The organism is Tardiphaga sp. GW822-FHT04G09, from assembly GCF_058800725.1.
The window spans coordinates 64,368-90,399 of sequence record NZ_JBXAMO010000017.1; the positions used below are offsets into that span (position 1 = coordinate 64,368).

Annotated in this window: 24 protein-coding genes; 19 read left to right on the plus strand and 5 right to left on the minus strand. The window is 62.2% G+C overall.

Translation table 11 applies throughout. From position 1 onward, the window contains the following. Nucleotides 1-65 precede the first annotated feature (65 nt). Complete coding sequence (locus AC1RLZ_RS23515; protein WP_493190568.1) at nt 66-893, minus strand: polysaccharide deacetylase family protein; 828 nt, start codon at nt 891-893, stop codon at nt 66-68. Between the two features lie 136 nt (nt 894-1,029). Here AC1RLZ_RS23515 and mgtE point away from each other — a divergent pair, with 136 nt between their 5' ends. The 6 genes from mgtE to AC1RLZ_RS23545 all read left to right on the plus strand — a co-directional run bounded on the left by mgtE (nt 1,030) and on the right by AC1RLZ_RS23545 (nt 6,424). After that, nucleotides 1,030-2,460, plus strand: a complete 1,431-nt coding sequence (mgtE, locus tag AC1RLZ_RS23520) for a magnesium transporter (protein WP_493190569.1) — start codon at nt 1,030-1,032, stop codon at nt 2,458-2,460. A gap of 71 nt (nt 2,461-2,531) precedes the next feature. Next, complete coding sequence (locus AC1RLZ_RS23525) at nt 2,532-2,855, plus strand: c-type cytochrome (protein ID WP_493190570.1); 324 nt, start codon at nt 2,532-2,534, stop codon at nt 2,853-2,855. A gap of 41 nt (nt 2,856-2,896) precedes the next feature. Next, nucleotides 2,897-4,120 carry a CaiB/BaiF CoA transferase family protein gene (locus AC1RLZ_RS23530; RefSeq protein WP_493190571.1) on the plus strand — a complete coding sequence of 408 codons (1,224 nt, stop codon included), beginning with the start codon at nt 2,897-2,899 and terminating at the stop codon, nt 4,118-4,120. A 179-nt stretch (nt 4,121-4,299) separates the two neighbouring features. Further along, nucleotides 4,300-4,620 (plus strand): helix-turn-helix domain-containing protein, encoded by a 321-nt coding sequence (locus AC1RLZ_RS23535; protein WP_493190572.1) that lies wholly within the window; start codon nt 4,300-4,302, stop codon nt 4,618-4,620. 95 nt (nt 4,621-4,715) lie between these two features. After that, the gene (locus tag AC1RLZ_RS23540) at nt 4,716-5,534 is read left to right on the plus strand and encodes an aldo/keto reductase (RefSeq protein ID WP_493190573.1); all 819 of its coding nucleotides are present in this window, start codon (nt 4,716-4,718) and stop codon (nt 5,532-5,534) included. 86 nt (nt 5,535-5,620) lie between these two features. Continuing rightward, a complete protein-coding gene (locus tag AC1RLZ_RS23545; RefSeq protein ID WP_493190574.1) occupies nt 5,621-6,424 on the plus strand; it encodes a YdcF family protein in 804 nt (267 codons plus the stop codon). Nucleotides 6,425-6,428: 4 nt separating this feature from the next. On the opposite strand, the gene AC1RLZ_RS23550 is transcribed toward AC1RLZ_RS23545, so the two are convergent. Next, complete coding sequence (locus AC1RLZ_RS23550; RefSeq protein WP_371425194.1) at nt 6,429-6,740, minus strand: DUF3253 domain-containing protein; 312 nt, start codon at nt 6,738-6,740, stop codon at nt 6,429-6,431. 116 nt (nt 6,741-6,856) lie between these two features. On the opposite strand from AC1RLZ_RS23550, the gene AC1RLZ_RS23555 reads away from it, so the two are divergent. After that, on the plus strand, nt 6,857-7,798 hold the full coding sequence (locus AC1RLZ_RS23555) for a hypothetical protein (RefSeq protein WP_493190575.1): 942 nt from the start codon (nt 6,857-6,859) through the stop codon (nt 7,796-7,798). On the opposite strand, the gene AC1RLZ_RS23560 is transcribed toward AC1RLZ_RS23555, so the two are convergent. Continuing rightward, nucleotides 7,773-8,489 carry a DUF599 domain-containing protein gene (locus AC1RLZ_RS23560; RefSeq protein WP_371425478.1) on the minus strand — a complete coding sequence of 239 codons (717 nt, stop codon included), beginning with the start codon at nt 8,487-8,489 and terminating at the stop codon, nt 7,773-7,775. The two genes, AC1RLZ_RS23555 and AC1RLZ_RS23560, sit on opposite strands and share 26 nt — an antisense overlap. 128 nt (nt 8,490-8,617) lie before the next feature. Between AC1RLZ_RS23560 and AC1RLZ_RS23565 the strand changes: the two genes are divergently transcribed. The 9 genes from AC1RLZ_RS23565 (at nt 8,618) to AC1RLZ_RS23605 (ending at nt 17,640) form a co-directional block, all read left to right on the plus strand. After that, a complete protein-coding gene (locus tag AC1RLZ_RS23565; protein WP_493190576.1) occupies nt 8,618-9,274 on the plus strand; it encodes a glutathione S-transferase family protein in 657 nt (218 codons plus the stop codon). Between the two features lie 214 nt (nt 9,275-9,488). Next, a complete protein-coding gene (locus AC1RLZ_RS23570) occupies nt 9,489-10,457 on the plus strand; it encodes a hypothetical protein (RefSeq protein WP_493190577.1) in 969 nt (322 codons plus the stop codon). A gap of 39 nt (nt 10,458-10,496) precedes the next feature. Continuing rightward, on the plus strand, nt 10,497-10,934 hold the full coding sequence (locus AC1RLZ_RS23575; protein WP_184515943.1) for a DUF1489 family protein: 438 nt from the start codon (nt 10,497-10,499) through the stop codon (nt 10,932-10,934). Between the two features lie 1,153 nt (nt 10,935-12,087). Further along, nucleotides 12,088-13,236, plus strand: coding sequence for a thiolase family protein (locus tag AC1RLZ_RS23580; protein WP_068730675.1), 1,149 nt, complete (start codon nt 12,088-12,090; stop codon nt 13,234-13,236). After that, entirely contained in the window at nt 13,236-13,625 is a 390-nt protein-coding gene (locus tag AC1RLZ_RS23585) for a Zn-ribbon domain-containing OB-fold protein (RefSeq protein ID WP_371420595.1), read from the plus strand. The genes AC1RLZ_RS23580 and AC1RLZ_RS23585 overlap by 1 nt, the downstream gene beginning before the upstream one ends. A gap of 99 nt (nt 13,626-13,724) precedes the next feature. Further along, nucleotides 13,725-14,585, plus strand: coding sequence for a MaoC/PaaZ C-terminal domain-containing protein (locus AC1RLZ_RS23590; protein WP_493190578.1), 861 nt, complete (start codon nt 13,725-13,727; stop codon nt 14,583-14,585). A 193-nt stretch (nt 14,586-14,778) separates the two neighbouring features. Next, nucleotides 14,779-15,657 carry an SDR family oxidoreductase gene (locus AC1RLZ_RS23595; protein ID WP_493190579.1) on the plus strand — a complete coding sequence of 293 codons (879 nt, stop codon included), beginning with the start codon at nt 14,779-14,781 and terminating at the stop codon, nt 15,655-15,657. Between the two features lie 79 nt (nt 15,658-15,736). Further along, a complete protein-coding gene (locus tag AC1RLZ_RS23600) occupies nt 15,737-16,693 on the plus strand; it encodes a dihydrodipicolinate synthase family protein (RefSeq protein ID WP_493190580.1) in 957 nt (318 codons plus the stop codon). A 146-nt stretch (nt 16,694-16,839) separates the two neighbouring features. Beyond that, nucleotides 16,840-17,640: an NUDIX hydrolase gene (locus tag AC1RLZ_RS23605; protein WP_493190581.1), complete on the plus strand. Its 801-nt coding sequence runs from the start codon at nt 16,840-16,842 to the stop codon at nt 17,638-17,640. 9 nt (nt 17,641-17,649) lie between these two features. On the opposite strand, the gene AC1RLZ_RS23610 is transcribed toward AC1RLZ_RS23605, so the two are convergent. Beyond that, on the minus strand, nt 17,650-19,218 hold the full coding sequence (locus tag AC1RLZ_RS23610) for a long-chain-fatty-acid--CoA ligase (RefSeq protein WP_493190582.1): 1,569 nt from the start codon (nt 19,216-19,218) through the stop codon (nt 17,650-17,652). Between the two features lie 247 nt (nt 19,219-19,465). On the opposite strand from AC1RLZ_RS23610, the gene AC1RLZ_RS23615 reads away from it, so the two are divergent. Next, the gene (locus AC1RLZ_RS23615; protein ID WP_493190583.1) at nt 19,466-21,646 is read left to right on the plus strand and encodes a PQQ-dependent dehydrogenase, methanol/ethanol family; all 2,181 of its coding nucleotides are present in this window, start codon (nt 19,466-19,468) and stop codon (nt 21,644-21,646) included. A gap of 102 nt (nt 21,647-21,748) precedes the next feature. Then, a complete protein-coding gene (locus AC1RLZ_RS23620) occupies nt 21,749-24,430 on the plus strand; it encodes a PAS domain S-box protein (protein ID WP_493190584.1) in 2,682 nt (893 codons plus the stop codon). 2 nt (nt 24,431-24,432) lie between these two features. Here AC1RLZ_RS23620 and AC1RLZ_RS23625 read toward each other — a convergent pair whose 3' ends face one another. Beyond that, nucleotides 24,433-24,789, minus strand: a complete 357-nt coding sequence (locus tag AC1RLZ_RS23625) for a GrlR family regulatory protein (RefSeq protein WP_371420587.1) — start codon at nt 24,787-24,789, stop codon at nt 24,433-24,435. A 370-nt stretch (nt 24,790-25,159) separates the two neighbouring features. Between AC1RLZ_RS23625 and AC1RLZ_RS23630 the strand changes: the two genes are divergently transcribed. Continuing rightward, on the plus strand, nt 25,160-25,612 hold the full coding sequence (locus AC1RLZ_RS23630) for a hypothetical protein (RefSeq protein WP_493190585.1): 453 nt from the start codon (nt 25,160-25,162) through the stop codon (nt 25,610-25,612). Nucleotides 25,613-26,032: the final 420 nt, after the last annotated feature.

Consider the following 26,032-nt stretch of genomic DNA (forward strand, 5'->3'; position numbering starts at 1 on the left):
ACCGGGGCGGCTGTGAACGCAATGTTAATCATATCGGCCCGCCGACGGTATTTTTCGCATGCCGTCTATTGGGATTTGCTCTGTTGGGAGCCGGGGCGGGCCGGGGTGCCTGCGGCAGGTGGCACGATATGGACCACCCGGTAGCGGTTCTCCCGGAGATAGCGCAGGAAATCGGGCAGCATCGCGGCAGTCTGCGCCTTGGTGTCGTGAAACAGGATGATTCCCCGCCCGGCGGCCTTCAGGCGACCGGTAATCAGCTCCAGTTGCTGCTGCGGAGTCATGGGGTTCCAGTCGCTGGCCCAGAAATCCGCGCCGAACACCGCGATCTGGCGGGACTGCAGCAGGTCCAGCAGGGCCGGGGTCGACTCGAAATAGGGGAACCGGAAGAACGGCGTGGTCGGCACGGTGGTGGCCTTGCCGTTCAGGGCCATTTCGTCGGCGCTGATGCCCCGGTCGATCTGTTCGACGGCGGCTGAATTGCTGATCTTCTTGAGGTCGGCATGGGCAAGGGTGTGATGGCCGATGGTGTGTCCTTCGGCGGCCATGCGTTTCACCAGCGAGGCATTGGCCGTGGCGCTCTGGCCGATCAGGAAGAAGGTCGCACGAACACATTCGCGGGACAGCGCCGTGAGAATCTTCGTCGTGGTCGGCGCATGCGGGCCATCGTCGAAGGTCAGCACGACCTCGTGGTCTTGCAGCGGCAGCGTATCCGGAAAACTCTGAGTTCCGACGCGCGGAAAGGTCCTGGGATCCACCGTGAGAATGCGCGCGGTGCCGAGCGTATCCTTGCGCGGGCAGTCCTCGGCATGGGCGGCGATGGTGGAAGCAATCAAGGCAAGGATGGCGGCCTTCAACACGATCACGACACTTTCCCGGCCGCTGATTTCGCGCACCGCGTTTTTCCGATTGCATCAGGCATTGCGCATTGGGTAATGCCTGATGCGAGCTTCTGTTCACAGATGGATTAGCGCATTTCCCAGGGGATAGCGCTAGCTCTGTCACCCCCCAAACAAGCAGGCGAGGTGCGGCATGGCCGATGATGTCGATCTCGCTCAACCGGTCGCTCCCGAGGGATTGTCGGCGCTCGACAGGATGCCGATGCGCAACGATGACGGCGACATTCGCCCCGAATTTGTCGAGGCGATTTCGCACGCGGTTCAGGTTGCCGATACCGCATTTCTCAAGGAGATCGTCGGCGAGCTGCATGAGGCCGATCTCGGCGACCTGATCGAAGCCCTCGACGCCGATGAACGCATCAGCCTGATCGAGCTGACCGGCGCCGATTTCGACTTTTCGGCGCTGAACGAGGTCGACGACACCGTTCGTGAGGAACTGCTCGAGGATCTGCCGCCGGAAACCGTGGCCGAGGGCGTTCGCGAACTCGATTCCGACGATGCCGTCGAACTGCTTCAAGGCGTCGACGAGGAGGTCCAGGACGAGATTCTCGAGAAGCTGCCGCTGTCCGAGCGCGTGGCGCTCGAGCGCAGCCTCACTTACCCCGAAAACTCCGCCGGTCGGCGTATGCAGACCGAGTTCATCGCGATGCCGCCGGACTGGAATGTCGGTCAGGCCATCGACTACATGCGCGAGACCCCGGACCTGCCGGACCGGTTCTACGAGATCTATTCCGTCGATGCCGACCAGCGCTGGCAGGGCGCAGTATCGCTGGACGCGCTGTTGCGCGCGCGCCGTCCGGTGCCGCTGGCCGACCTGATCGACGAGGACCGCCGCCGCGTCTCGGTACTGGACGATCAGGAGGAAGTGGCGCGGATGTTCGGCAAGTACAATCTTGTCGCGGCGCCCGTCGTCGATACCGACGATCGCCTCGTCGGCGTCATCACCATCGACGATGTCGTCGACGTCATCGAGGAGGAGGCCGACGAGGACCTCAAGGCGCTCGGCGGCGTCACGTCGGACGAAGAACTGTCGGACAATTTCTGGACCATCGCCAAGGGCCGCTTTACCTGGCTGCTCATCAACCTCGCCACCGCTTTCATCGCGTCCTCGGTGCTGGGCCTGTTCGAGGATCAGTTGCAGCAGATGGTGGCGCTGGCGGTGCTGGCACCCATTGTCGCCAGCCAGGGCGGCAATGCCGCGACCCAGACCATGACGGTCGCGGTGCGCGCATTGGCGACGCGGCAGCTCAATCCCAATAACGCGATGCGCATCGTGATCCGCGAAGGCCTTGTCGGCCTGATCAACGGATTGGCCTTTGCCTTGATCACCGGCATCGCCGCCTTTGCCTGGTTCAAGACGCCCGGCCTCGGCATTGTCATCGGCCTCGCAATGATCTGCAATCTGATCGCCGGCGCACTCGGCGGCATTCTGATTCCGATGGTGCTGGAACGCGTCAAGGCCGATCCGGCCGTGGCCTCCGGGACATTCGTGACCACGGTGACCGATGTGGTGGGCTTCTTCGCTTTCCTGGGGATCGCGACGCTGTGGTTCGGGCTGAAGTGAGGCAGAGCACTATGATAGTTAGGAAAGGGGGCGTTGCTGCTGCAATAGCGATAGTGCTTTGTATGCCGTCGATGTCTCTCGCAGACAGCAGGAATGGGGAGCGGATTTTTTTTAACCGTTGCGCCATGTGCCACGGAAACGACGTCAAGGGCACGGGGCCTTTGGCTGATAAAAGCAATCCGCCTGCACCCAATCTCACGACACCCGAGTTCAAGAAGCGCTTACATGATTATCCCGGCGTCATTGTATCATCCGTGATACTCCGTCCCAACGGCGATCTTATTCCAAGGACCTTGCGGGAAAACGGCGTCAAGTTGCCTCCGTTCGCATGGACGGTTAAGGACTTCCGCGATCCGAATGAGTATCTGACTGACAAGATCGCTAAGACCAAATGATCAAGGCGTCGCGTGACGCATCGATATAACAGGAGGAATGCATGCCGGCTCTGCCGCTCTCGGGTATCAAGGTTATCGATATGACTCGGGTGCTCGCCGGCCCGATCGCAGGGCAGATGCTCGGTGATTTCGGCGCCGAAGTCATCAAGATCGAACGCCCTGGATCTGGCGACGATTCCCGCGCATTCGGCCCTCCTTATCTGAACGATCCGGACGGCAGCAGGCGCGACAATGGGTTCTATCTCTGCGCCAACCGCAACAAGAAGTCGGTCACGGTCAATGTGGCCAAGCCTGAAGGCCAGGAGATCATTCGCGAACTCGCCAAGACGGCCGACGTCTTGTTGGAAAACTACAAGGTCGGCGACCTCAAGCGTTATGGCCTCGACTATGACGCGATCAAAGCCATCAACCCGCGCATCGTCTACTGCTCCGTCACAGGCTTCGGACAAACAGGTCCCTACGCCACACGCGCCGGTTACGACGCGATCCTGCAGGCGATGGGCGGTCTTATGAGCGTCACCGGCCATCTCGACGGCGAGCCTGGCGAAGGCCCCATGAAGGTCGGTCCTTCGATCGTGGACTATATGACTGGCCTGAACGCCACCATCGGCGTGATGTCCGCGCTCTATCACCGCGACGCTGGCGGCGGCGAGGGACAGCAGATCGATGCTTGTCTGTTCGATACCGTGATCGCCTCGCTGTCGCACTGGCTCCAACCCTATCTCATCCACGGCAAAGTCCCGCCGCGCCGCGGAACATGGGGCAATGGCGGCATGCCCGCCGGCGTCTTCCGTTGCACCGACGGCGAGGTGATGATCGTGAACGGCAATGACGGCCAGTTTCAGCGGACATGCGAAGTGCTCGGCGAGCCGGATCTGGCCAAGGATCCGCGTTTCCTGAAGAACAACGATCGTGTCCAGCACGGCAAGGAGATCATGGCCATCTTCGCCGGTCTTTTCCTGAAGCAGCCGGTCGCCTACTGGCTGGAGCGTCTGGAGGCGGTCGGCGTACCGTCCGGTCCGATCAACGACTTCGATCAGGTTTTCGCGGACCCTCATGTGAAGTCCCGCGGTATGCGCGTGAGCTCAAACCATCCCTTCGAGCCGGCGCTTTCGCTCGTACGAAATCCGCTGATGTTTTCGGGCACGCCGATCACCGAATATCGCGCGCCGCCACTTCTCGGCTCCGACACGGACGAAATCCTGTCCACCATCGGCTACGACGGCGAACGGATTGCTGCGCTCAGGAAGATGGGCGTTGTCTAGACCGCTGTCGAGCTGCACCGTGCCGCATTGCCAGGATCGCCCCAGCCGGTCGCGCAGTGTGATTTCCAGCTTCGGGCTACTTGGACGTCAACGCGGGTGGAGAGGGGGCAGCGGTGTAGTTCGCGTCTTCACCGCTCCTTAACGGTAATCACCGACCATCACGCGCAATGAGGTCGAACATGCGCTTGCGGTTGAAGGCTGACGGTCGGATTGTCGAATTGCGGGACGGGCACGAGGTACCGCTGGTTCCCGATATGCCTGTTTCGCCGGAGCCGGTCGCGGTGCGGCCCGGCGAAGCAGAAGTTCGCGATCTGCGCCGCCGTGCGCAGCTGACCCAGATGGAATTTGCCGCGCGTCTCGGCGTTCCCGTCGAGACGATCCGCAACTGGGAGCAGGGCAAGCGCATGCCGCGCGGTCCGGCCCGTGCCTTGCTGGCGGTGATCGCTCACGCGCCCGAGACGGTATTTGCGGCGCTCGCGCCGGTTGCTGCGGACGCCTGAACAATCGTTGTGGATAATCGTTGGCGCTGACGCGCCGGCCATGTCCAGGAAAAGCTTGCGGCGCTCGTATCGTTCCTCTGTGAGAGGAGAAGATGATGCAGTTCGTGGAGGCAAACGGCGCCCGCATCCCGGCCATTGGCCTCGGGACATGGGAATTGCGCGGCCGCGTTTGTGCCCGCGTCGTCGAGCAGGCGATCCGGCTCGGCTATCGCCACATTGACACCGCACAGGTCTATGAAAACGAGCGCGATGTCGGCGAAGGCATCCGTGCGTCGCGCATTCGCCGCGACGAGATGTTCGTCACGACCAAGGTCTGGACCACGCATTTCGCGCCTCACAATCTCGAACGTTCCGTGAAGGAGAGCCTGACGCGGCTGCGGATGACCGAGGTCGATCTGTTGTTGCTGCACTGGCCGAATCCGCAGGTGCCGCTGGAGGAAACGCTCGGCGCGCTGGCCCATGCGAAGCAGATGGGCCTGACCCGGCATATCGGCCTGTCGAATTTCACCGTGGCGCTGATCGAACAGGCGGTGGCCGCATGTCCCGCGCCGCTGGTCTGCGATCAGGTCGAATATCATCCCTATCTCGACCAGGCGAAGGTGCAGGGTGCCTGCCGGCAGAATGGTCTGGCCATGGTCGCCTACAGCCCGATCGCCCAGGGCAATGTCCGCGGCGATGAAACGCTTGCTGACATCGGCAAGGCACATGGCAAGAGCGCGGCGCAGGTCTGCCTGCGCTGGCTGGTACAGCAGGGTGCGGTGGCGATCCCGCGCACCTCCAAGGTCGAGCGCCTGTCGGAGAATATCGACGTGTTCGATTTCATGCTGTCCGAAACCGAGATGTCGCGGATTTCGCAGCTGGCGCATCCGAAGGGGCGGCTGACCGACTACGGCTTCGCGCCGAAATGGGATTGATCCATCAGGCCAGCCTGCATTTGCCGCATTGATCTTACAGACGGGATGGCTCATCCAGTAACACCGTCCGGCAAGCCAGGGGCCTCATGTTCTTCACTTTCTCCAAGATACTCGGCTTCTTCACGGAGCCGTCCAATGCGATCGTCGTGATCTGCGTGATCGGCATTGTGCTGGTGTTTTTGCAGCGCCAGCGTGTCGGGACATTGCTGGTGACCTTTGGCATCCTGTTGCTGCTGCTGTTCGGCTATTCGCCTGCTGGCAATGTGCTGATGCTGTCGCTGACCGAGCGTTTTCCGAAATGGCAGGACGATGGCCGTGCACCCGACGGCATCATCGTGCTCGGCGGCGCCATCGATTCAGATTCGTCCGCGGCGCGCGGCTCTCTGGAGATCAATTCGGCCGGCGAGCGCGTGACGGCGATACTGGATCTGGCGCGCCGTTATCCGCAGGCGCGTATCGTCTTCACCGGCGGCGCCAGCAGCCTGATCGAAAAGTCTCTCTCCGAAGCGCCCGTCGCCGGCGAATGGCTGGAGCGTCTTGGCGTCGCGCGCGGCCGCATCACGCTTGAAACCGACTCCCGCACCACGGACGAAAATGCCGCCTTCACCGCACGCCTGGTGACGCCGAAGCCCGGCGAACGCTGGCTGCTGATGACGTCCGCCTGGCATATGCCGCGCGCGATCGGCGCGTTCCGCAGGGGAGGATTCGATGTCGAAGCCTATCCGGTGGACTGGCGCACGCGCGGCTGGATCGATGCCACCGAGACCTTCGATACCGCCAGCGCCGGCCTCGGCCGGAGCGACATCGCGGTTCACGAATGGGTGGGGCTGATCACCTATTGGCTCGCTGGCCGCAGCAGCGAATTGCTGCCGGGGCCGAAGAAGCCGTGATCCGTCACTCCGCCTTCGGCAGCCCCAGCCGGTACACGCCGCGGAAGTCGTTGGGATCCTCGACCGGCTTGCCCTTGCGATAGATCACGAGCCGTTCGGCCAGTGCCAGGGTGACCGCGGCGCGGCGGATCGGCATCAGCAGCGCATGCCAGTCGCCTTCGGGCTCGATCACATGGGCGATCTCCGGCGGGCTCAGCGTGCCCGCGCCGTTGCGGGTGAGCGCGTCGAGGATCGCCTCGTCGAGCGGCAAGGGCTTGGGTTTCGGGGCCAGCTTGGGGGCTGCGGATTTCGGAGGCTTCGGACTGGATTTGGACATGCACTGCCATGACCGATCGGACGGCATGACGCAAGCTGTGGCATGGCGGACATGGCGCGGGCAGGGGGGCAGCGCTATGATTGCACCGGTCGGCGTATAGAAGTCTCGTTAGGCGTATGGAACCAAAGCACCTCATCCGGGCAGCGATTGTCGTCTCGGTGGTCGGCCACCTCGGGCTGGCCGCTGGCGTCTATTTCGCCGATGCGCGCCCGATGGAGCAGCACGAGGAGAGCGTTGCCGTCGATCTGGTGACGCCGCAGCAGCTCGCCGAGGCCGAGAAGAAGGCCGAGGAGATACCGCCGGAGCCCGAGAAAAAACCGGAGAAGAAGCCGGAGCCGGAATTCCGGCTGCCTGACCTGACCAACAAGCCGACGCTGGAAGAGCAGAAGACGCAGGCCATGGCTGCCAAACCGCAGTCCTCGGCGCAGAACACCCCGCCGCAGCCGCAAAAGACATCGCCGCAGCAACCCGCGCCGTCACCGCAGCAACCGGCTGCCCAGCAACCGCCGCCGTCTCAGCAGCAAGCCCAGCAACAGCAGCAGGCGGCTCCCGCAACGCCGCCGCCGCCTTCATCTCCGCCCGCTGCGCAGCCGCCCTTGCAGCAGCAGGCTGCCCTGCAAGCGCAACCACCTGCGCCGCAGCCCGGCCCTCAGCAGGTGCCGCCGCAGCCCGAGGCCGATATCACCGTGAAATACGGCGTCATGCTGGGATTGCCGGAAGGTTTCGGCGGTGGAGCCGCGTCAGAGCAGGCCGATCTGTCGAAGCTGGATATCGCTGCCTTCCGGCGGCATCTGCGGAGCTGTTCGAAACTGCCCGCCACCGTCGCGCGCGGCGATGACGCCAAGGTCAAGCTGCGCGCGGTGTTCTCGCCGGATGGCCGGCTGGTCGCCGAGCCCTCGGTGATCGAGGTGCGGCGTCCGGCCAAGGCGGCGCTGCTGATGCAGGCGGCCAAGCAGGCGCTGGAAGCCTGCCAGCCTTATGCGATGCTGCCGGCCGACAAATACGATGAGTGGAAAGTGCTCGATCTCGATTTCACGCCGCAGGATTTCGCGGGGTAACCCTTATTTCGGCGTCGGGCGCCATGGCCTTCCAGGCATTGGACGCGAACTGCCGGCGCCACGTCACCACAACGACGGCAGCTGTCGAGACCAGAAACACCCAGGGGCTGACGAACCAGCCGAGATAGCCGAGCGCAAAGAAGAAGGCGCGCTGCCCGCGGTTGAAATGCCGGGCCGCTGCGCCGAACATCCGCGTCGTGCGCACCACATGCGCTTCGGCTTCCGGCGTGTCGCGCTTCGAGGCCAGCGGCATGGCGCCGATCAGGATCGCGACGTAGTTGAACAGCCGGTACGACCAGGCAAATTTGAAGAACGCATAGACGAAGATCAAGATCAGCCCGAAGCACTTGATCTCCCACATGCCGGGCGTCGTGTTGAAGCCGAGCGGCAGGTTCTGCATCATCGGCATCACTTCGTTGGTGGCGCGCAGCAGCGCCAGCGAACCGCCGATGGCGATCAGCGTGGTCGAGGCGAACCACGCCGTGCCGTTCTGCAGCGATGTCATGATGTGGGTATCGACGATACGCGCGTCGCGCTCCAGCAGGCGGCGCATCCAGACCTCACGATAGGCATGCATGCGTGCCGACAGGCTGTCGCGGCCGTATTTGGTGTGCTCTAGCGTGATCGCATAGGTCGTCCACTCCAGGATGAAGAAGCCCAGCGCGAAGACGTCGACCCAGGAATAGTTGATCATGAAGCACCTGTTGTATCAGTTGGCACTTCTGCCACGCATGCCGTGATGCAGCAACAAGCCTGTGCGCGCCGCTTGCTTGCAGCGGCGCAAGCGTGGCAATTTACCGGTCTTCCAAGGAGTGGTTGATGTCGCTGACGCTGGTGATCGGAAACAAGAACTATTCGTCGTGGTCGATGCGGCCATGGGTTGCGCTGAAGGCTGCCGGCATCCTGTTCGAGGAAGTCTTCATCCCGCTTTATACCGACGTTGCCGACAAGCAGCGCATCCTCGATGTCAGCCCGTCCGGCAAGGTGCCGGCGCTGGTGGATGGCGAGATCACCGTGTGGGATTCGCTGGCGATCATCGAATATGCCGCCGAGCGCTTTCCGGACGCAAGACTCTGGCCGGAGGGCCGGGCCGCGCGCGCCCATGCCCGTTCGGTGTCCGCCGAGATGCATTCCGGCTTCATGCCGCTGCGCAACGAATGCGGTATGAACCTGCATCGGCCGGTGCGGGCCAAGGCGCTGTCCGACGATGCCAAGGCCAATATCAGGCGCATTCAGCAGATCTGGGCGGATTGCCGCGCGCGTTACGGCGCATATGGACCGTATCTGTTCGGCGCCTTCAGCGGCGCGGACGCCATGTATGCTCCCGTCGTCCATCGGTTCCTGACCTACGACATCGACGTCACGCCGGAAGCCCGTGCGTATATGGATACGATGCAGGCGCTGCCGGCGTTCCGGCAATGGACCGACGAGGGCCTCGCCGAAACCATCGTCATCCCGCGCTTCGAGGACGACTGACGCGTTTTCGAGCGAAGTTGGTACCTGTTCGCGTCAGGAAAACGCGTCAAAATGAGAAGATAGGGCCGCCACGATTTCGTCATGGACTTGGGCCTTGCCATAACAACCGCATATTGCGGGTTCATGGCAGCCGGACTTTATTCGGAAGCAAGACCTTCTTCGGAAACATGACTTTCTTCGGAAAAGTGGCTTCCAGACGCGTGGGGACGACAAGATGAACGGGATATGGGCAAATTCGCTCGATCAAATCTGGCGCGCGCCGACGCTTCCCATGTGGCTCGCGCTGGCTGCCTCCGTCTTCTTCGCCCTGATCGTGCTGGCGACGCTGCTGCGCGCCGAGAAGTCTGTCGCCAATGGCGCGCTGACCGTGATCACGCTGCTGGCCATCGGCGTTGCTGCTGCAGCGACGCTGCGCAAGTCCGAAACCGTAGGGCAGGAGGCATCGGCCGCCGTCGTTGCGGTGCCCCAGGTGAATGCGTCATTGCCGGCGTTGTCGTGCCTTGACGAGCTCGCCGGCGATATGGTGCTCGCGGGCTGCGAGAAGGTGCTGTTCGGTTCTGCGGATTCGGTGGCGGCTGCCGTGTCGGCATCGGCGGTGCAGATCAACCGCCTGATCGCCCATGGCGATGTCGCCACGGCCAACAAATCCATGACGCCTGAACTGGCGGGGCTGCGCCGCGCGGTCGAGCGCGATCGCTACGGCCTGATCGCCTATGTATTGCAGTCGCGTGATCGCTGCATGCCGGAGAGCTGCGCTGCCTATGCCGCGCTGACCGATCACAAGCAGATTGCCTCGAATATGGAAGAGCGGACCTATGAGGGTCTCGTGACGCGCTATGCACCGAGCTGGAATGCGCCGCCTGCGGCTGCAGCCGCTGCGACAGGCGCATTGGCCGGATTGCCGGCATCGGTTCCGACCGGCAAGCCGACCACGGCTGATTTCCCGTCATCAGCCTCGATCCCGCCGATCTCGATCATGACGGATACACCTGTGCCCGCGCCGAAGACACCGCCGGCCGCCGCCAATGCGCAGGCGCCGCGTGCCGCGACGTCAGCTCCGCCACCTGCTGCCGCGAAGAAGCAACCCGCACCGAAGGCCGCCGCTCGTCCACAGGCGCCTGCCGCCGCAGCCCCCGTGCAGCTTGCGCCGGAGGCCCCGCCGGCCGATAAGAGCGGTGGATAACGCCTTGTAAAACTGCGTTGCGGTGCCGATTTCTGACCCATGCCCCTGCATCTCATCAAGCTCGCCGTCGGCTGCGAATCCATTGCCGATTTCAAGAGCTATCTCGCTGAACGGATGCGCGCAGCCAAAGCGCGCGGCGCACCCCAGCACCACATCCACATCACGCGCATGGTGCCGAAGCGCGATGCCGAACTGCTCGACGGCGGCTCGCTCTACTGGGTGATCAAGGGCGAGATCGCGCTACGCGAGAAGATATTGGCGATCGAACCGTTCCGGGACAGCGACGGCATCAACCGCTGTCGGCTGGTGATGCAGCCGAAACCCGTCACCGTCGCGCCGCGTCCGCTGCGGCCGTTCCAGGGCTGGCGCTATCTCACCGACAAGGACGCCCCGCCGGATCTCGGCAAGGCCGCGGCATCCATCGAGGCGATGCCCGAGCCGATGCGGCGGGAATTGCGGGAATTGGGGCTGCTGTAGGGCAGGGCTCGCTCGTCATCATTGCTCCAGCCGGGTTCGTCTGCGCGAAGGCGCGCAGTCGCCCTCCGGCAAACCAGTTGGTTTGCCGGAGAATGACAGTGTGGGGCGGCAAGACAGCACTCAAACATTTTTTCCTATATCTATTGACAACATCCCCATCAGGTTTATTTTCCCCTTTGTCCTGCCCCACCGAGAGGGGCGATCGCGATCGTCACGATTGCGGGGCGGGATGCGGTGGACGCCGGAGATGCGGCGTCACGGGATATGTGGGGTACGGCTGTCTGCGGGCAGGCCGCATCGCCTGTGGTCAGGATACCACTGGGACAGGCGGCATGGCTTGCTGGCGGATGGAACGAGCCCGCAGATCAAGTGACGGACGACCAGATTCGAAACGCGTCCGGCCCAGTAGCTTGTGCTCCCCCGGCCCTGTCGCGCAGGGCCAAACAAGGGTGACCTTGATCGGTCGCTTGGGCAAGCATTCAGCAAGTCGACAAAACACCGCAGGCGGAACGTCGGGCAATCGCCCGTGCTTTCCGAAAGTCCTGATGCGCCAACTTGCGGAAGACCGCATCGGCATCAGGCCCAGGGGTGCATCGGGCACCCGGCGTTCCGCACGCCCTCTCGCAAGAGGGCGGGAATGCAGCAGACGACGGCGCCCCCGCGCCGCCAACAACAGGGGCGATCACGCATGTCTGAAGGGTAGTGGCTGTTTGAAATTCGAATCTGTAATGACGCCGAAGCGTCAGGTCGTAGGATGGGTAGAGCGCAGGCGCGAAGCGCTGAAGCGAAACCCATCGTTCTATCTTACGGCAGGCTCGTCCGACGGGTTTCGCGAAGATGCTCACCCCATCCTGCGAGCGCGACTGTGTGACAGTTGAATCCATGTCGGATGTCGCGGCCTGCGCGTAGCGCAAGCCATTGTCGTAGCTCCGTCCAGCCCACCACTTCCGGAAATCCTGACCTCCGCTTTTGTGAGAGCTCGCTGACCAGATTGGTAAACGGCTAAATCACTGGCGAAAAAGCTCCCGGCCGTGTTGCATCCATTCCGCTCTGTGAAATTCACGTCCGCAGCGTGAAATGTTGTCGCTTGCCAAGGCTGCCGTGAAAGGTCACAAAAAACTGAACTGGGACGAAACACCAAGCGGAGAGACGTTTGAGCATCAAGGGCAAGGCATATATCGCCGGCATCTACGAACATCCGACCCGGCACGCGCCGGATAAATCCATTGCGCAGTTGCATGCCGAAGTCGCCAAGGGCGCGCTCGAGGATGCAGGCCTCACGCATAAGGACGTTGACGGCTATTTCTGCGCCGGCGATGCGCAGGGAGGCCTGTGGCCGATGGTCGATTATCTCGGCCTCAAGCCGCGGCACGTCGATTCAACCGAGACCGGCGGCTGCTCCTATATCATTCATCTCGGCCATGCCGCGCAGGCGATCGCCGCCGGCAAATGCTCGATCGCACTCGTCACATTGGCCGGCAAGCCGCGCACCGGCGTGATGCCGCCGCGCCTGCAGGGCGCCGAAGCCGATTTCGAGACTGCCTATGGCGCCACCACGCACAATGCCTATGGCATGTGTGCCATGCGTCATATGCACGACTACGGTACGACCAGCGAACAGCTCGCCTGGATCAAGGTCGCAGCCTCGCATCACGCGCAATACAACCCGCATGCGATGCTCAAGGATGTGGTCACCGTCGAGGACGTGCTGAACTCGCCGATGATCTCCGATCCCTTGCATCGCATGGATTGCTGCGTCGTCTCGGACGGCGGCGGCGCGATGATCGTGACCACGCCCGAGATTGCGAAGAGCCTGAAGAAACCTCTGGTCCGCCTGATCGGCCACGGCGAAGCGATGAAGGGTCCGCGCGGCGGCAAGGATCTCGATCTCACTTACTCGGCCGGCGTGTGGTCCGGTCCGCGCGCTTTCGAGGAAGCGGGCGTGACGCCGCAGGACATGAAGTATGCGTCGATCTATGACAGCTTCACCATTACCGTGCTGATGCAGCTCGAAGACCTCGGCTTCTGCAAGAAGGGCGACGGCGGCAAGTTCGTGTCCGACGGCAACCTGATCTCGGGCGTCGGCAAGCTGCCGTTCAACACCGATGGCGGCGGCCTCTGCAGCAACCATCCCGTCAATCGCGGCGGCATGACCAAGATCCTCGAAGCCGTGCGCCAGCTGCGCGGCGAAGCCCATCCCAAGGTGCAGGTGCCGAATTGCGATCTGGCGATCGCGCACGGCACCGGAGGCCTGCTCGGCGTGCGCCACGCCGCATCGACCGCCATTCTGGAGCGCGTGTAATGACTGAAGCCAAGAAGTATCCGACCCCGGTTGGCAATCCTGAATCGCAGCCCTTCTGGGATGCGGCCAAGGACGGCAAGTTCATGATCAAGCGCTGCACGACCTGCGGCGAGGCGCATTTCTTCCCGCGCGCGATCTGCCCGTTCTGCTTTTCCGACAAGACCGAATGGGAGCAGTCGTCGGGCGAGGGCGAGATCTACACCTACAGCCATATGCGCAAATCGGCGACCGGTCCCTATGTGATCGCCTATGTTACGCTGAAGGAAGGCCCCTCGGTGCAGACCAACATCGTCGATTGCGAGCCGGACAGTCTGAAGATCGGCCAGAAGGTGAAGGTGGTATGGAAGCAAACCGACGGCGCGCCGCTGCCGTTCTTCACGCCGGCGTAACGGCTCTACTTCCCTCTCCCCCAACGCGAAGCGAAGCTGCGCGAGGCGGGGGAGAGGGCGCAACCACAAGCGCCGCAAAAAAAAGGAGAGGGAACTCACATGCCCATCAACTACGAAGCGATGATGGCGATGAAGAACATCGGCCAGAAATATGCCTGGACCGATCGCGAAGTGATGCTCTACGCCTATGGTATCGGCATGGGCGCCGATCCGATGGACGAGAAGGAACTGGCCTTCGTCAACGAGGGCACCTATACGCCGCGTCCGCTGAAGGTCGTGCCGACCTATGCATCGGTTGCCGCCTGGGGTTCGAGCCCCGGCGAGATGAATCTCAACAAGCTGCTGGTGGTCGACGGCGAGCGCGACATCACCTTCCACAAGCCGATGCCGGTGGCCGCGAAGATCACCGCGGATAGCAGCGTGCTCGGCGTGTTCGACAAGGGCGCCGACAAGGGCGCGGTGATCCTGCATCAGACGATCCTGCGCGATGAAGCCGGCGAGCCGCTGGCGACTTTGGTGGCGTCGCGTTTCGCCCGCGGCGATGGCGGCTTCGGCGGCAAGTCCGAAGGCCAGCCCGAACCGCATGCGATGCCGAAGCGCGCACCGGACCGGACCGTCGATATCACCACGCGGCCCGATCAGGCGCTGATCTATCGCCTGTGCGGCGATCGCAACCCACTGCATTCGGATCCCGAATTCGCCAAGCGCGCCGGCTTTCCGCGTCCGATCCTGCACGGCATGTGCACCTATGGCATCACCTGCCGCGGCGTGCTGCAGACCTATGCCGACTACGATCCCTCCGCGTTCAAGCAGCATGCGGTGCGCTTCTCGTCGCCGGTCTATCCCGGCGAGACCGTGAGCATGGATCTGTGGAAGGACGGCAACGTCGTGTCGTTCGAGGCCAAGGTGAAGGAACGCGGCGTCACCGTGATCAAGAGCGGCAAGACGGTGCTGGCGTAACCACACACTGTCATTCCGGGGCGCGGGCGGCGACAGCCGAACGCGCCCCCGGAATCTCGGAGTGTTTGGCTCACCGGAGACTCTCATGTTGAGATTCCGGGTTCGGTCTCGCCACCTGCGGTGTCGATCCCGCCCCGGAATGACGGAAGAAACCAAAAAAGAGAATAATCAAAAACCACACAGGGAGCGTGTCATGGGTCTTCTCGACGGCAAGGTAGCCATCATCACAGGCGCCGGTGGCGGCCTCGGTGAAGCCTACGCCAAACTGTTTGCGCGCGAAGGCGCATCCGTCGTGGTCAACGATCTCGGCGGCCCGCGCGATGGCTCCGGCTCTGATCTGTCGATGGCGCAGCAGGTCGTCGATGCCATCACCAAAGCCGGTGGCAAGGCGGTCGCCAATGGCTCCGACATTTCGACCATGGCCGGTGGCCAGTCCGTGTTCGACGATGCCATCAAGGCCTTCGGCAAGGTCGATATCCTCGTCAACAATGCCGGCATCCTGCTCGACCAGACCTTCGCCAAGGCCACGGAAGCCGCGTGGGACAAGGTCATGAAGGTGCATCTCAAAGGCACCTTCTGCGTCACCCAGCCGGCCTTCAAATGGATGAAGGAGAATGGCGGCGGCGTCATCGTCAATACGTCGTCGACCTCCGGCCTGATCGGCAATTTCGGCCAGAGCAATTACGGCGCGGCGAAAGGCGGCATCTGGGGCCTGTCCAATGTGCTGGCCATCGAGGGCCGCAAATACAACATTCGCGTGTGGACGCTGTCGCCGGGCGCGCTGACGCGGATGACCGCGGATCTGCCGCGCTATATCGAAAATCCCGGCGCAGCGCTGGGCCCGGACGGCATCGCGCCAGCGGTGCTCTACATGGTCAGCGACCTCTCCGGCAACCAGACGGGCAAGGTGCTTGGCGTCTCCGGCCCGCGCGGCGTCCGCGAGATGAAGATGATGGAAATGGAAGGCTGGAAGCCGCCCCATGACGGCTGGAAGGCTGAGGATATCGTGAGCCATGCCGGCGAGATCTTCTTCTCGGAGGAGGCGGGCCAGCACGGGGCGCGGCGTTTTTGAGGTGCACTTACCTCCTGTTCGGGCGGACAGACGGGATATTTCCCGGTAGACTGCCGGCATCCATTCACAGAGGCCCATGATGAAACTGACGTCCAAAGCCACCGGCACCTTCGCCATCGCACCGACCCCGTTCCTTGAGGACGGCCGCATCGACGACAAATCGATCGATGGCCTGACGGACTTCTATGCCCAGGTCGGCTGCAACGGTGTGACCGTGCTCGGCATCATGGGCGAGGCGCCGAAGCTGGAGGGGGCCGAGTCCGAGGCCGTGGCCACCCGCTTCATCAAGCGCGCCGGCGACAAGATGCAGATCATCGTCGGCGTTTCCGCGCCCGGTTTCGCCGCCATGCGTTCGCTGGCGCTGAAGTCGATGGATGCCGGCGCTGCCGGCGTCATGATCGCCCCGCCGCCGCATCTGCGCACCGACGACCAGATCACCAACTATTTCAAGCAGGCGGTGGATGCCATTGGCGATGACGTGCCGTGGGTACTGCAGGATTATCCGCTGACCCTCACCGTGGTGATGACACCTGCGGTGATCCGCAAGATCATCATGGACTCCAAGTCCTGCGTGATGCTCAAGCACGAGGACTGGCCTGGTCTGGAGAAGATCACCGCGCTGCGCAACTTCCAGAAGGACGGCAGCTTGCGCGAAACCTCGATCCTCACCGGCAATGGCGGCGTGTTCCTGGATTTCGAAATGGAGCGCGGCGCCGATGGCGCGATGACGGGTTATGCCTTCCCTGAGCTGCTGATCGACGTCGTCAATCTTTCCAAGAAGGGCGAGCGCGACAAGGCGCATGACCTGTTCGACGCGCATCTGCCGCTGATCCGCTACGAGCAGCAGCTCGGCATCGGTCTCGCGGTTCGCAAATATGTGCTGCAGAAGCGTGGTATCATCGCGTCCGCAGCCCAGCGCAAGCCGGGTCTGGCGATATCAGCGCAGGCGAAGGCGGAGGTCGATTATCTCCTCTCGCGCGTGGCCCGTTACGACAAGCGCGCCAACATCGCCCCGCAGTCGAGCGCTGCGGGTTAGTCTCGTAGGATGGGTAGAGAGAACGAGCGCATCTGCGCTTGTTCTCGAAACCCATCGCCTTCGCCGTTAACGTGATGGGTTTCGCAAGTGCTCTACCCATCCTGCAGATCGAGCATCATCAAGAATGCCGATCAGGGAGAAACTGAATGCCAAGCGAGCCCGGCGTTGTGCGTCCTGCCTCCACGATTCTTTTGCTGCGCAAGGGTGCAACCGACGCCATCGACGTCTTCATGATGGTGCGGCACTATCAGATCGAATTCGCATCGGGCGCGCTGGTGTTTCCAGGCGGCAGCGTCGATGCCGGAGATCACGACATTGGCACACGGCCGAAACTCTTCAGCGGCGGCCAAGGCCTCGATCCGGATATGCTCGCATTTCGGATTGCCGCAATCCGCGAGACCTTCGAAGAAAGCCGCATTCTGCTCGCGCGGCCGCGTGGATCGAAGGACCTGATCGCCGCGACGAAGGCCAGCGCCATTGCCGATCAGCATCGCGATGCTTTGAACGAGGGCAAGGTCAAATTCGCCGATATCATCGCCGAGAATGATCTGGAGCTGGCGCTCGATCTGCTGGTGCCCTACGCGCACTGGATCACGCCGGAAGGCATGAAGAAGCGCTTCGACACCTGGTTCTTCCTCGCCGAGGCGCCGCCTGAACAGGTCGGCATGCATGACGGCAAGGAGTCCACGGACTCGATCTGGCTGTCGCCCCGCGAAGCGCTGGAAGGCGGCGCATCCGGTCGCTTCACGCTGCCATTTCCGACCACGCGCAATCTGATCAAGCTCGGCAAACAGGAAAGCGTCGCCGCCGCGTTGGACGATGCCAGGCGCAGCACCATCGTCAGCGTGACGCCGACCGTCACCAGGGATGGCGACAAGCGTCAGTTGCGGATCCCGCTCGAGGCCGGTTACGACGGTGAGGTGTTCGAACTGACCGGCGCGCCGTAGCGCGTTGAACTATCCAGCCCTGGCCTGCGGCGCGGCTGCGCCATTCTCCCAGAACGGCCGTCGCAACTCGCGCTTCAGCACCTTGCCGGCACCCGACAGCGGGAACGGTTCGTTGCGCACATCCACGCTGCGCGGGCATTTGTAGCCGGCGATCTTCTCCTTGCAAAAGGCGATGATCTCGGTGGCACTGACGCTCGCATCGGGCTTCGGGATAACGAAGGCATGCACGGTCTCGCCCCATTGCGGATCGGGAATGCCGATCACGGCGCATTGCGCGACGGCGGGATGCTGCGCGATGACGTTCTCGACTTCGGTGGAATAGACGTTCTCGCCGCCGGAAATGATCATGTCCTTCATCCGATCGACCAGATAGATATAGCCGTCGTCGTCCATGTAGCCGCCGTCGCCTGTATGCATCCAGCCGTCGATCACGGCCTTGGCGGTTTCCTCCGGCCGTTCCCAATATCCCATCATCACGTTCTGACCGCGCACCGCGACTTCGCCGACCTCGCCATGCGGCACAGGCTTGCGGTTGGCATCGACGATGCGCGCCTCGCAGCCGATTGCCGCGCGGCCGCAGGCGCGTTGGCGGTTCTTGGCGGTCGCTTCCTCGCCAATATGCTGATCCCACGGCAGATGCGTCGCCAGCGGTGACAGTTCGGTCATGCCATAGAGCTGATGGAATTCAGTGCCCGGCATGCCGGCGATTGCGCGCTTCAGCAGCGCTTCGTTGATCGGCGAGGCGCCGTACATCATGATCTTCATGGATGACAGGTCGGCGGTCGCAAACGTGGGGTGATCGACCAGCATCTGGATCATGGTCGGGACGATCAACGTGGCCGATACTTTCTCGCGGGCGATGGTCTGCATCACTAATTCCGGATTGAAGACCCGCACGATGACATTGGTGCCACCCGACGCCAGCGAGGTGAACATTGCACCGCCGTTGGCGACATGAAACATCGGCGCGGCATTCATATAGATCGAGCCATAGGGCAGGAGCCCTTCGCTCATCATGTGCAGCGAGTTGCTCATGATATTGCCGTGGCTCAGCATCACCCCCTTCGAACGGCCTGTCGTGCCGCCCGTGTAGAAAATGCCGGCAAGATCCTCGCGTGCTCGCATCGCGTCGGGAACAGGCTGGCTGGTCTCGACCATTTCCTCATAGTCGTGTGCTTCCGCCGGGCCCTTGTCGTCGTCTGCATAGATCAATGTTAGCGGCATGGCCCTGGCGAGTTCGCCGCCCATGGCGGCGAAGGCGCTGTCGACGACAAGCGCCGAGGCGCGGCAGTCGAGCAGGGAGTCGAGAATTTCCGCCTGGCTCCAACGCGTATTTGTCGGCACGATCACAGCGCCGGCCCAGGCAATGCCCAGATAGAGTTCGAGATAGCGATCCGAATTCAGCATCAGAACGGCAACGCGGTCGCCATGCTTGACATCAAACTTTTGCAGCGCAGCCGCGAGCCGTGCGACACGATCGCCAACCTCGCGCCATGTACGGCGGCGATCGCCGTCGATGGTGGCAATTGTTTGCGAGCCGGTCTGCAGCGCACGGCGCAAGCCTTGCGTGATGTTCATGGCGTTCTCCCTCTCGGCATCGTGGATGCTGCACGCATCTCTGTCGGTGGCGATCATAGCGACGGGTGAGGGACGGGCAAGCGTGGTCAATCGCTTGTATCTCACCGGATGGTTCAAAGAATCTCTGCGAGCTTTGCGATGCAAAAGGCGACAGAGACAAATCTGGAACTGTTCTCATCTGTTGACGATTCAACTCCCGCGGGTAACATCGCAACAGGCCCGCCAGAGGCCATTGGGAGTGAAATGCATGAGACAGCTTGCTCGTCGGGGCGCGTCCTCGCGTCCATTTTTCAACGGGACACTCAACTCACACACAATACTGCACCGTTGGCTCCGAACATCCATCGCGGCGACGCTCGGCGTGACATTGCTGGGCGGCGCCGCCCATGCGCAGACCAAAGGCTCTCCCGATCATATCAAGGCCGTCACCTCGGCGATCGACGGCACTGCGATTACGGCCAATACGGTGACGTCCAAGGACTGGCCGACTTATGGCCTCGATTATGCAGAGACGCGCTTCAGCAAGCTCAATCAGATTACAGCCGAGAATGTCAAAGATATCGGCCTGATGTGGACCTACAATCTGGAATCCATCCGTGGCGTTGAGGCGACGCCGCTGGTCGTTGACGGCATCATGTATGTATCTGCGCCCTGGAGCGTCGTGCATGCGGTCGATACCCGCACCGGCAAGCGCATCTGGAGCTACGATCCCGGGGTGGATCGCGAAAAGGGCTATCGTGGTTGCTGTGACGTGGTGAACCGCGGCGTCGCGCTCTACAAGGGCAAGGTGTTCGTCGGTGCCTATGACGGCCGGCTGGTCGCGCTGGATGCAGCAACGGGCACGAAGGTCTGGGAGAAGGACACGGTCATCGACCGCAAGATGTCCTATACGATCACCGGCGCGCCGCGCGTGTTCAACGGCAAGGTGGTGATCGGTAATGGTGGCGCCGAATATGGCGTGCGCGGTTACGTTACGGCCTATGACGCTGAGACCGGCAATCAGGCATGGCGCTGGTTCACGGTGCCCGGCGATCCGGCCAAGCCATTCGAGGACGAGTCGATGGCTGTCGCTGCGAAGACGTGGGATCCGGCCGGCAAATACTGGGTCAATGGCGGCGGCGGCTCGGCCTGGGATACGATCACCTTCGATCCCGAGCTGAACATGGTCTATATCGGCACTGGCAACGGCTCGCCGTGGAATCGCAATCTGCGCAGTCCGGGAGGCGGCGATAATCTCTATCTCGGCTCGATCGTCGCGCTGAATGCCGATACCGGGAAATATCTCTGGCACTATCAGGAAACGCCCGGCGACAACTGGGACTACACCTCGACGCAGCCGATGATCCTGGCCGATCTCACCATCGATGGCGCACCGCGCAAGGTGGTGCTGCACGCGCCGAAGAACGGCTTCTTCTTCGTCATCGATCGCACCAACGGCAAATTCATCTCGGCGAAGAACTTCGTCGATGTGAACTGGGCCACAGGCTATGACGCCAGTGGTCGTCCGATCGAGGTGCCGGAAGCCCGCTCGCCGGACAAATCCTTCGACAGCATTCCCGGACCGTTCGGAGCCCATAATTGGCATCCGATGTCGTTCAATCCGCAAACCGGGCTGGTCTATTTGCCGGCGCAGGGCGTGCCTTTGAACCTCACGGGTGAGAAGACACTGGTGCAGAACGCGCAGGCGTCGAACAAGTTCGGCGGAACCACCGGCTGGAATGTCGGCTTCTCGCTCAATGCGACGCCGCCGAAGAATCTGCCGTTCGGTCGCCTGATCGCCTGGGATCCGGTCAAGCAGAAGGAAGCCTGGCGCGCTGAATACATCGCCCCCTGGAATGGCGGCACGCTCACGACGGCCGGCAATCTCGTGTTCCAGGGCTCTGCCGATGGCCGATTCATCGCCTATAATGCCAAGACCGGCGAGAAGCTCTGGGAGACGCCGGTCGGCACCGGTGTCGTTGCAGCACCGGCGACCTATACAGTCGATGGCGTGCAATATGTCTCGGTGGCGGTCGGATGGGGCGGAGTGTTCGGCATCACGCAGCGCGCTACGGATCGTGATGCGCCCGGCACGGTCTATACTTTTGCCATCGGCGGCAAGGCGCCGTTGCCGGCCTTCACCAAATATCAGATCGGCAATCTGCTGACTGGCGTGAAGTACGATCCCGCTCACGTGCCGGAGGGCACCTCAATCTATGTCAACGCTTGTGCGACCTGTCACGGCGTGCCCGGCGTGGACAAGGGCGGCAATGTTCCCAATCTCGGTTACGTGTCCACCGAGACCATCACCAACCTGAAGGACATCGTCTTCAACGGGCCGTTCAAGGACAAGGGCATGCCGGATTTTACCGGCAAGCTAACCGAGGCGGATGTGGTCAAGATCCAGGCCTTCATCCAGGGGACGGCCGACGCGATCAGGCCGAAATAAACACCATGCTGGACGGTTCGGCCCGACCGGGCCGTCCAGCATGTTCCCCCCGCGGCTGAAGTCAGCATATATTGGGACGCTCTGAAGCCCGGTCCCACAACCATGTCCTCTGCCATCGCGGCATTCTTTCAGCGGGTCCGATCGTCCTCGCTCTCGATTGGCCAGCTGACCTTCAGCGGGTTCCTGCTGGTGCTGACCGTGATCCTGATCACCAGCATCGCCAGCGTGGTCGCGATCCGTCATATCGACAATACCTTCGCCGAGCTTGAGCGGCTGCAGACCGTCGGCGATCTGGCCGAAAACATCGACCGCCGCCTCATCAGCCTGCGGTTGGCTGCACGCGATTTCGTCACCGATCCCGACGCACAGCCGGAAAAGGTCTCGCAGGCTGCCACGGCGCTCGGCGATCTCCTGAAGAAGACCCGCATCGAGCTTGCGCCCGAGCAGCGCGATATGATCGACGGTGTCGATGCGCGGCTGACCAAGTATCGCGAAGGGATCGAACGCATCTCGTCGCTCATTGCACATCGCTCCGCTATGCTGGCTACGCTCCCGCCGCTCCGCGAGCAGTTCGAGAGCGCAATTCCGGATGTGACGAATTCGAACGCTGCCAAGGCCATGTTCCGCGCGCAGAACGAGATTGCCGCGGCTTTGCTCGCGCGCGATCCGGTCGGGGCCGAACAGGCCGCGCAGCGCATGCGCGCGCTGCCGATCAGCACGCCTGCGCTTCGTGTTGCTGCCAATGCGTATACCGATGCAATCATTTCGATCTCGGAGACCGAAAGCCAGATCGCTGATCTCGACAGGGACGTGCTTGGAGCGGAAGGACGCTTGATCGGGCGGGTGACCGAATTGTTGCGCGAACTCAGCGCCCGTCGTGGCCGGGTGCTGTCGCGTGAGTTCGCGCGCACACTGACCGAGGCAAGGTGGCAAAGCATCATCCTTGGCACGGCCGGCGTTCTGGTTGGGCTACTGGCGGCGCTATTCGTCGTTCGGCGCATCGTGAAGCCGCTGAAGGCGATTGCCCGCTCCATCCGCTCGCTGGCCGGCGGTGCCAAGTATACGCCGATCCCGGCCATGGACCTGGAAAATGAAATTGGCGATATCGCCCGTGCTGCGGAAGTGTTTCGCAAGACGCTGGTCGATGCGGATGCCGCACGCGAGGCTGCAGTGCATGCGCTGGCGGAACAACGGCTCGCAGAAGAAAGCTATCGCAAGCTGTTCGAGGGCTCCATCGACGGCATCTATGTGACGACGCCGGCGGGCGCACTGCTCAATGCCAATCCGGCACTGGCGCGGATGATGGGGTATGACTCACCGGAAGACCTGATCCGCGCCACGCTGGATATCTCGCGCAACATCTATGTCGATCCCGTCGCGCGCGCCGAGTATCAACAGCGCATGGAAAGCGACGGCATGGTGCGCGAATTCGAGTATCAGGTCCGCCAACGGCACGACACGATCCTCTGGCTGTCCGACAGCGCCACGGCGGTCCGCGACGAGAATGGCGTCGTCGTGCGCTATGAGGGAACAGTCCGCGACATCACCAACCAGAAACATGCCGAAGCAGCGATCAAGGAAGGTCGCCGCCTGCTGCAACAGGTCATCGACACCGTCCCGGCCGTGATCAATGTGAAGGACACCGATCTGCGCTATGTCCTGATGAATCGTTACATGGCGGGGATTTTCGGCATCGAGCCCGGCGAGGCACTCGGGAAGACCACCGGCGAATTGATGAAGCGCTTTGGCGCATCAAAGACGGATTCGCCCGACAAGAAGGTACTCGAGACGCGGAAGGGCATCGGCTTCTATGAGGAAGAATACCAGGACGCCGCCGGCGTCATGCGGCAGTGGCTGGTCAACAAGCTGCCTCTGCTGACGGCGGATGGTGATATCCAGAATATCGTGACCGTGGCGCTCGATATCGGCCAGCGCAAGCGCAGTGAGCAGGAGATGCTCAAGGCCAAGGACGCTGCCGAAACGGCACTGCGCAATCTGCGTGAGACGCAGAATTCGCTGATCGAAGCCGAGAAGCTCGCCGCGCTTGGGCGGCTGGTTGCCGGCGTGGCCCATGAGGTCAACAATCCCGTCGGCATCAGCCTGACGGTGGCTTCGTCGCTGGAACGCAAGATTGCGCTGTTCGGCGAGGAGGTCGCGCGCGGTGAGCTGCGTCGCTCCACTCTGATGGAGTTCATCGATTCCAACCGCGACGCGGCGGCGCAATTGGTCGCCAATCTCAATCGCGCCGCTGAACTGATCCAGTCGTTCAAGCAGGTTTCCGCTGACCGTAATTATTCAGACCAGCGCGTTTTTGATCTCGCCGATCTCACCGAACAGGTGGTGATGAGTTTGAAGCCGGGATTACGAAAACAGAAGCTGGCGCTCTCGGTCGATTGCAAGCCGGGACTAACGATGAACAGCTATCCGGGCCCGTATGGCCAGGTACTGACCAATCTGTTCCTGAATTCCGTCGCTCATGCATTTCCCGATGGCAATGGTGGCTCGGTCGAGATCAAGGTGCAGGAAGCCGGCAACGATCACGTGGAAATTCTATTCGCGGATAACGGCGTCGGCATGAGCCCGGAGGTCCGGCGGCGCGCTTTCGACCCGTTCTTCACGACGCGCCGGGACCAGGGCGGCACGGGGCTCGGCCTGCACATCGTCTACAGCATCGTTACCAGCCGCCTCGGTGGTCGTCTGCATCTGCAGTCCGCCCCCGGGCAGGGAACGCGTATCCAGATCATCTTGCCGCGCGTTGCGCCGCTGGAGTTGGCCGCTGAGTAGGCCTATTCGGCGTCGGCAAGCTTGCGCAATGTGGCGCGAAAAATCAGGCTGTTCTTGCCGACCAGGGCTGTGCCGTTCATCGTCGCCGCGGTGTCGGTGAATGTACCGGATACGCCAATGCCCACAGGTTGGGACTGGCCGCCAAACAGCGGGCTCATATTCGGGCTCGGTGTGTGCTGCATGACCGAGACTTCGCCCTTGAAGGTGTCGGTTCCGGGATTCACGACATAACTTCCGACATAGAAAAGGTAGGCGTCGCCGCCGAGAATTTCGCCATTGCGAAACACGACAACGCCACTGCCTTTGCCCGAGCGACCATCCTGCAGGTCGACATGGATCGAATAAAGTGCGTTTTTCATACTGTCCCGGTGACACAACCCGTCCCTTGGTTGCGCACGTGCAAGTATGGCAAACACCACCTGCCAGCGTCAACGCAGCAAACGTGCGTCATTGCGCTCTGTTCGAGTGCGGTGGTAACCTTCTTTATGATGGTATTTTGATCTCGTGGTATCGCAGAGTTATCACCACAAATTCGCTGCAGTGCGACGAGAATTTACGGAGCAGAACGAGAATCGATTATCGTTCTGCCGAGCTTCTGCCGCAATGATAGGCCGCAGTTGCTTTTCGTAAGTCGTGTACTCGCTTGGCGTGAACGATACGGAAGAGGCGGGCTCTTTGCCCGCGACATAGCTGAACATCATTGTGCCGGCCGGGGGCTGGAGCAAGCAAATGAGCGACTGGATGTCTTCCGGCGCTGGTGCGCCGTGTTCGCAAGGTAATAACTCTCACCATCGACGCCGCAAGCGTCGCGCCGGCTGGTTGAAGCTGGGAGCGCCAACCGTATGCCTTGCATTGCTGCTATCGATACCGTTGCTGCAATCGGTTGCTGCGCGCGATCGCGGGCAATTCGCGAACAGCAGCCCCGATCTGAAGGCCTGGTTTGATAGTCTGCGCAGCGGCAAGGGGCCGTGTTGCTCCGACGCAGACGGTAGCGCCGTCAGCGATGTCGATTGGGAATCCAACAGCGGGCACTACAAGGTAAGGATCGACGGGGCATGGCTCGATGTGCCCGATGAGGCTGTTATCACGGTGCCGAACCGCGTGGGTCGCACCATGGTGTGGCCGATACAAGGGGCGTCCGGCACACTGATCCGTTGCTTCATGCCGGGCAGCATGACCTGACTCAGGGCGCTTGGCGGATCGATGCGAGCGTGGCGATCAACGAGATCGCCGCGAGGATGATTACCATCGCGCCATATATGTCGAGCGTCGGCGACGGGCCGAGCGTCGGAATCGCCAAGCCTGTGATGATGGTGGCAGGTTGAAGACGAGTTCGCAGGCGATGAAGATCACGAAGAGTAATCCGGCACGCTCGTGTGCAGGCACGAGGCACCAGGGTCCGGTGGCTCGTGCACCCTGTGCGAGATTGCATGGCTCGTTTCGATCGCGCCTCTTAACACGGTGCGAATCTTTCCTATACTCAAGGTGTCACAAACAATGAAAGGAGGTGGTCCAGTGTCTAATTCCAAGCGCTGTCACCTCGCTGAGGCCGCCCGCTAGGCTCATTCTTTGAGCTTCGCAAGGGCGTCTCGGCGCCTGGTT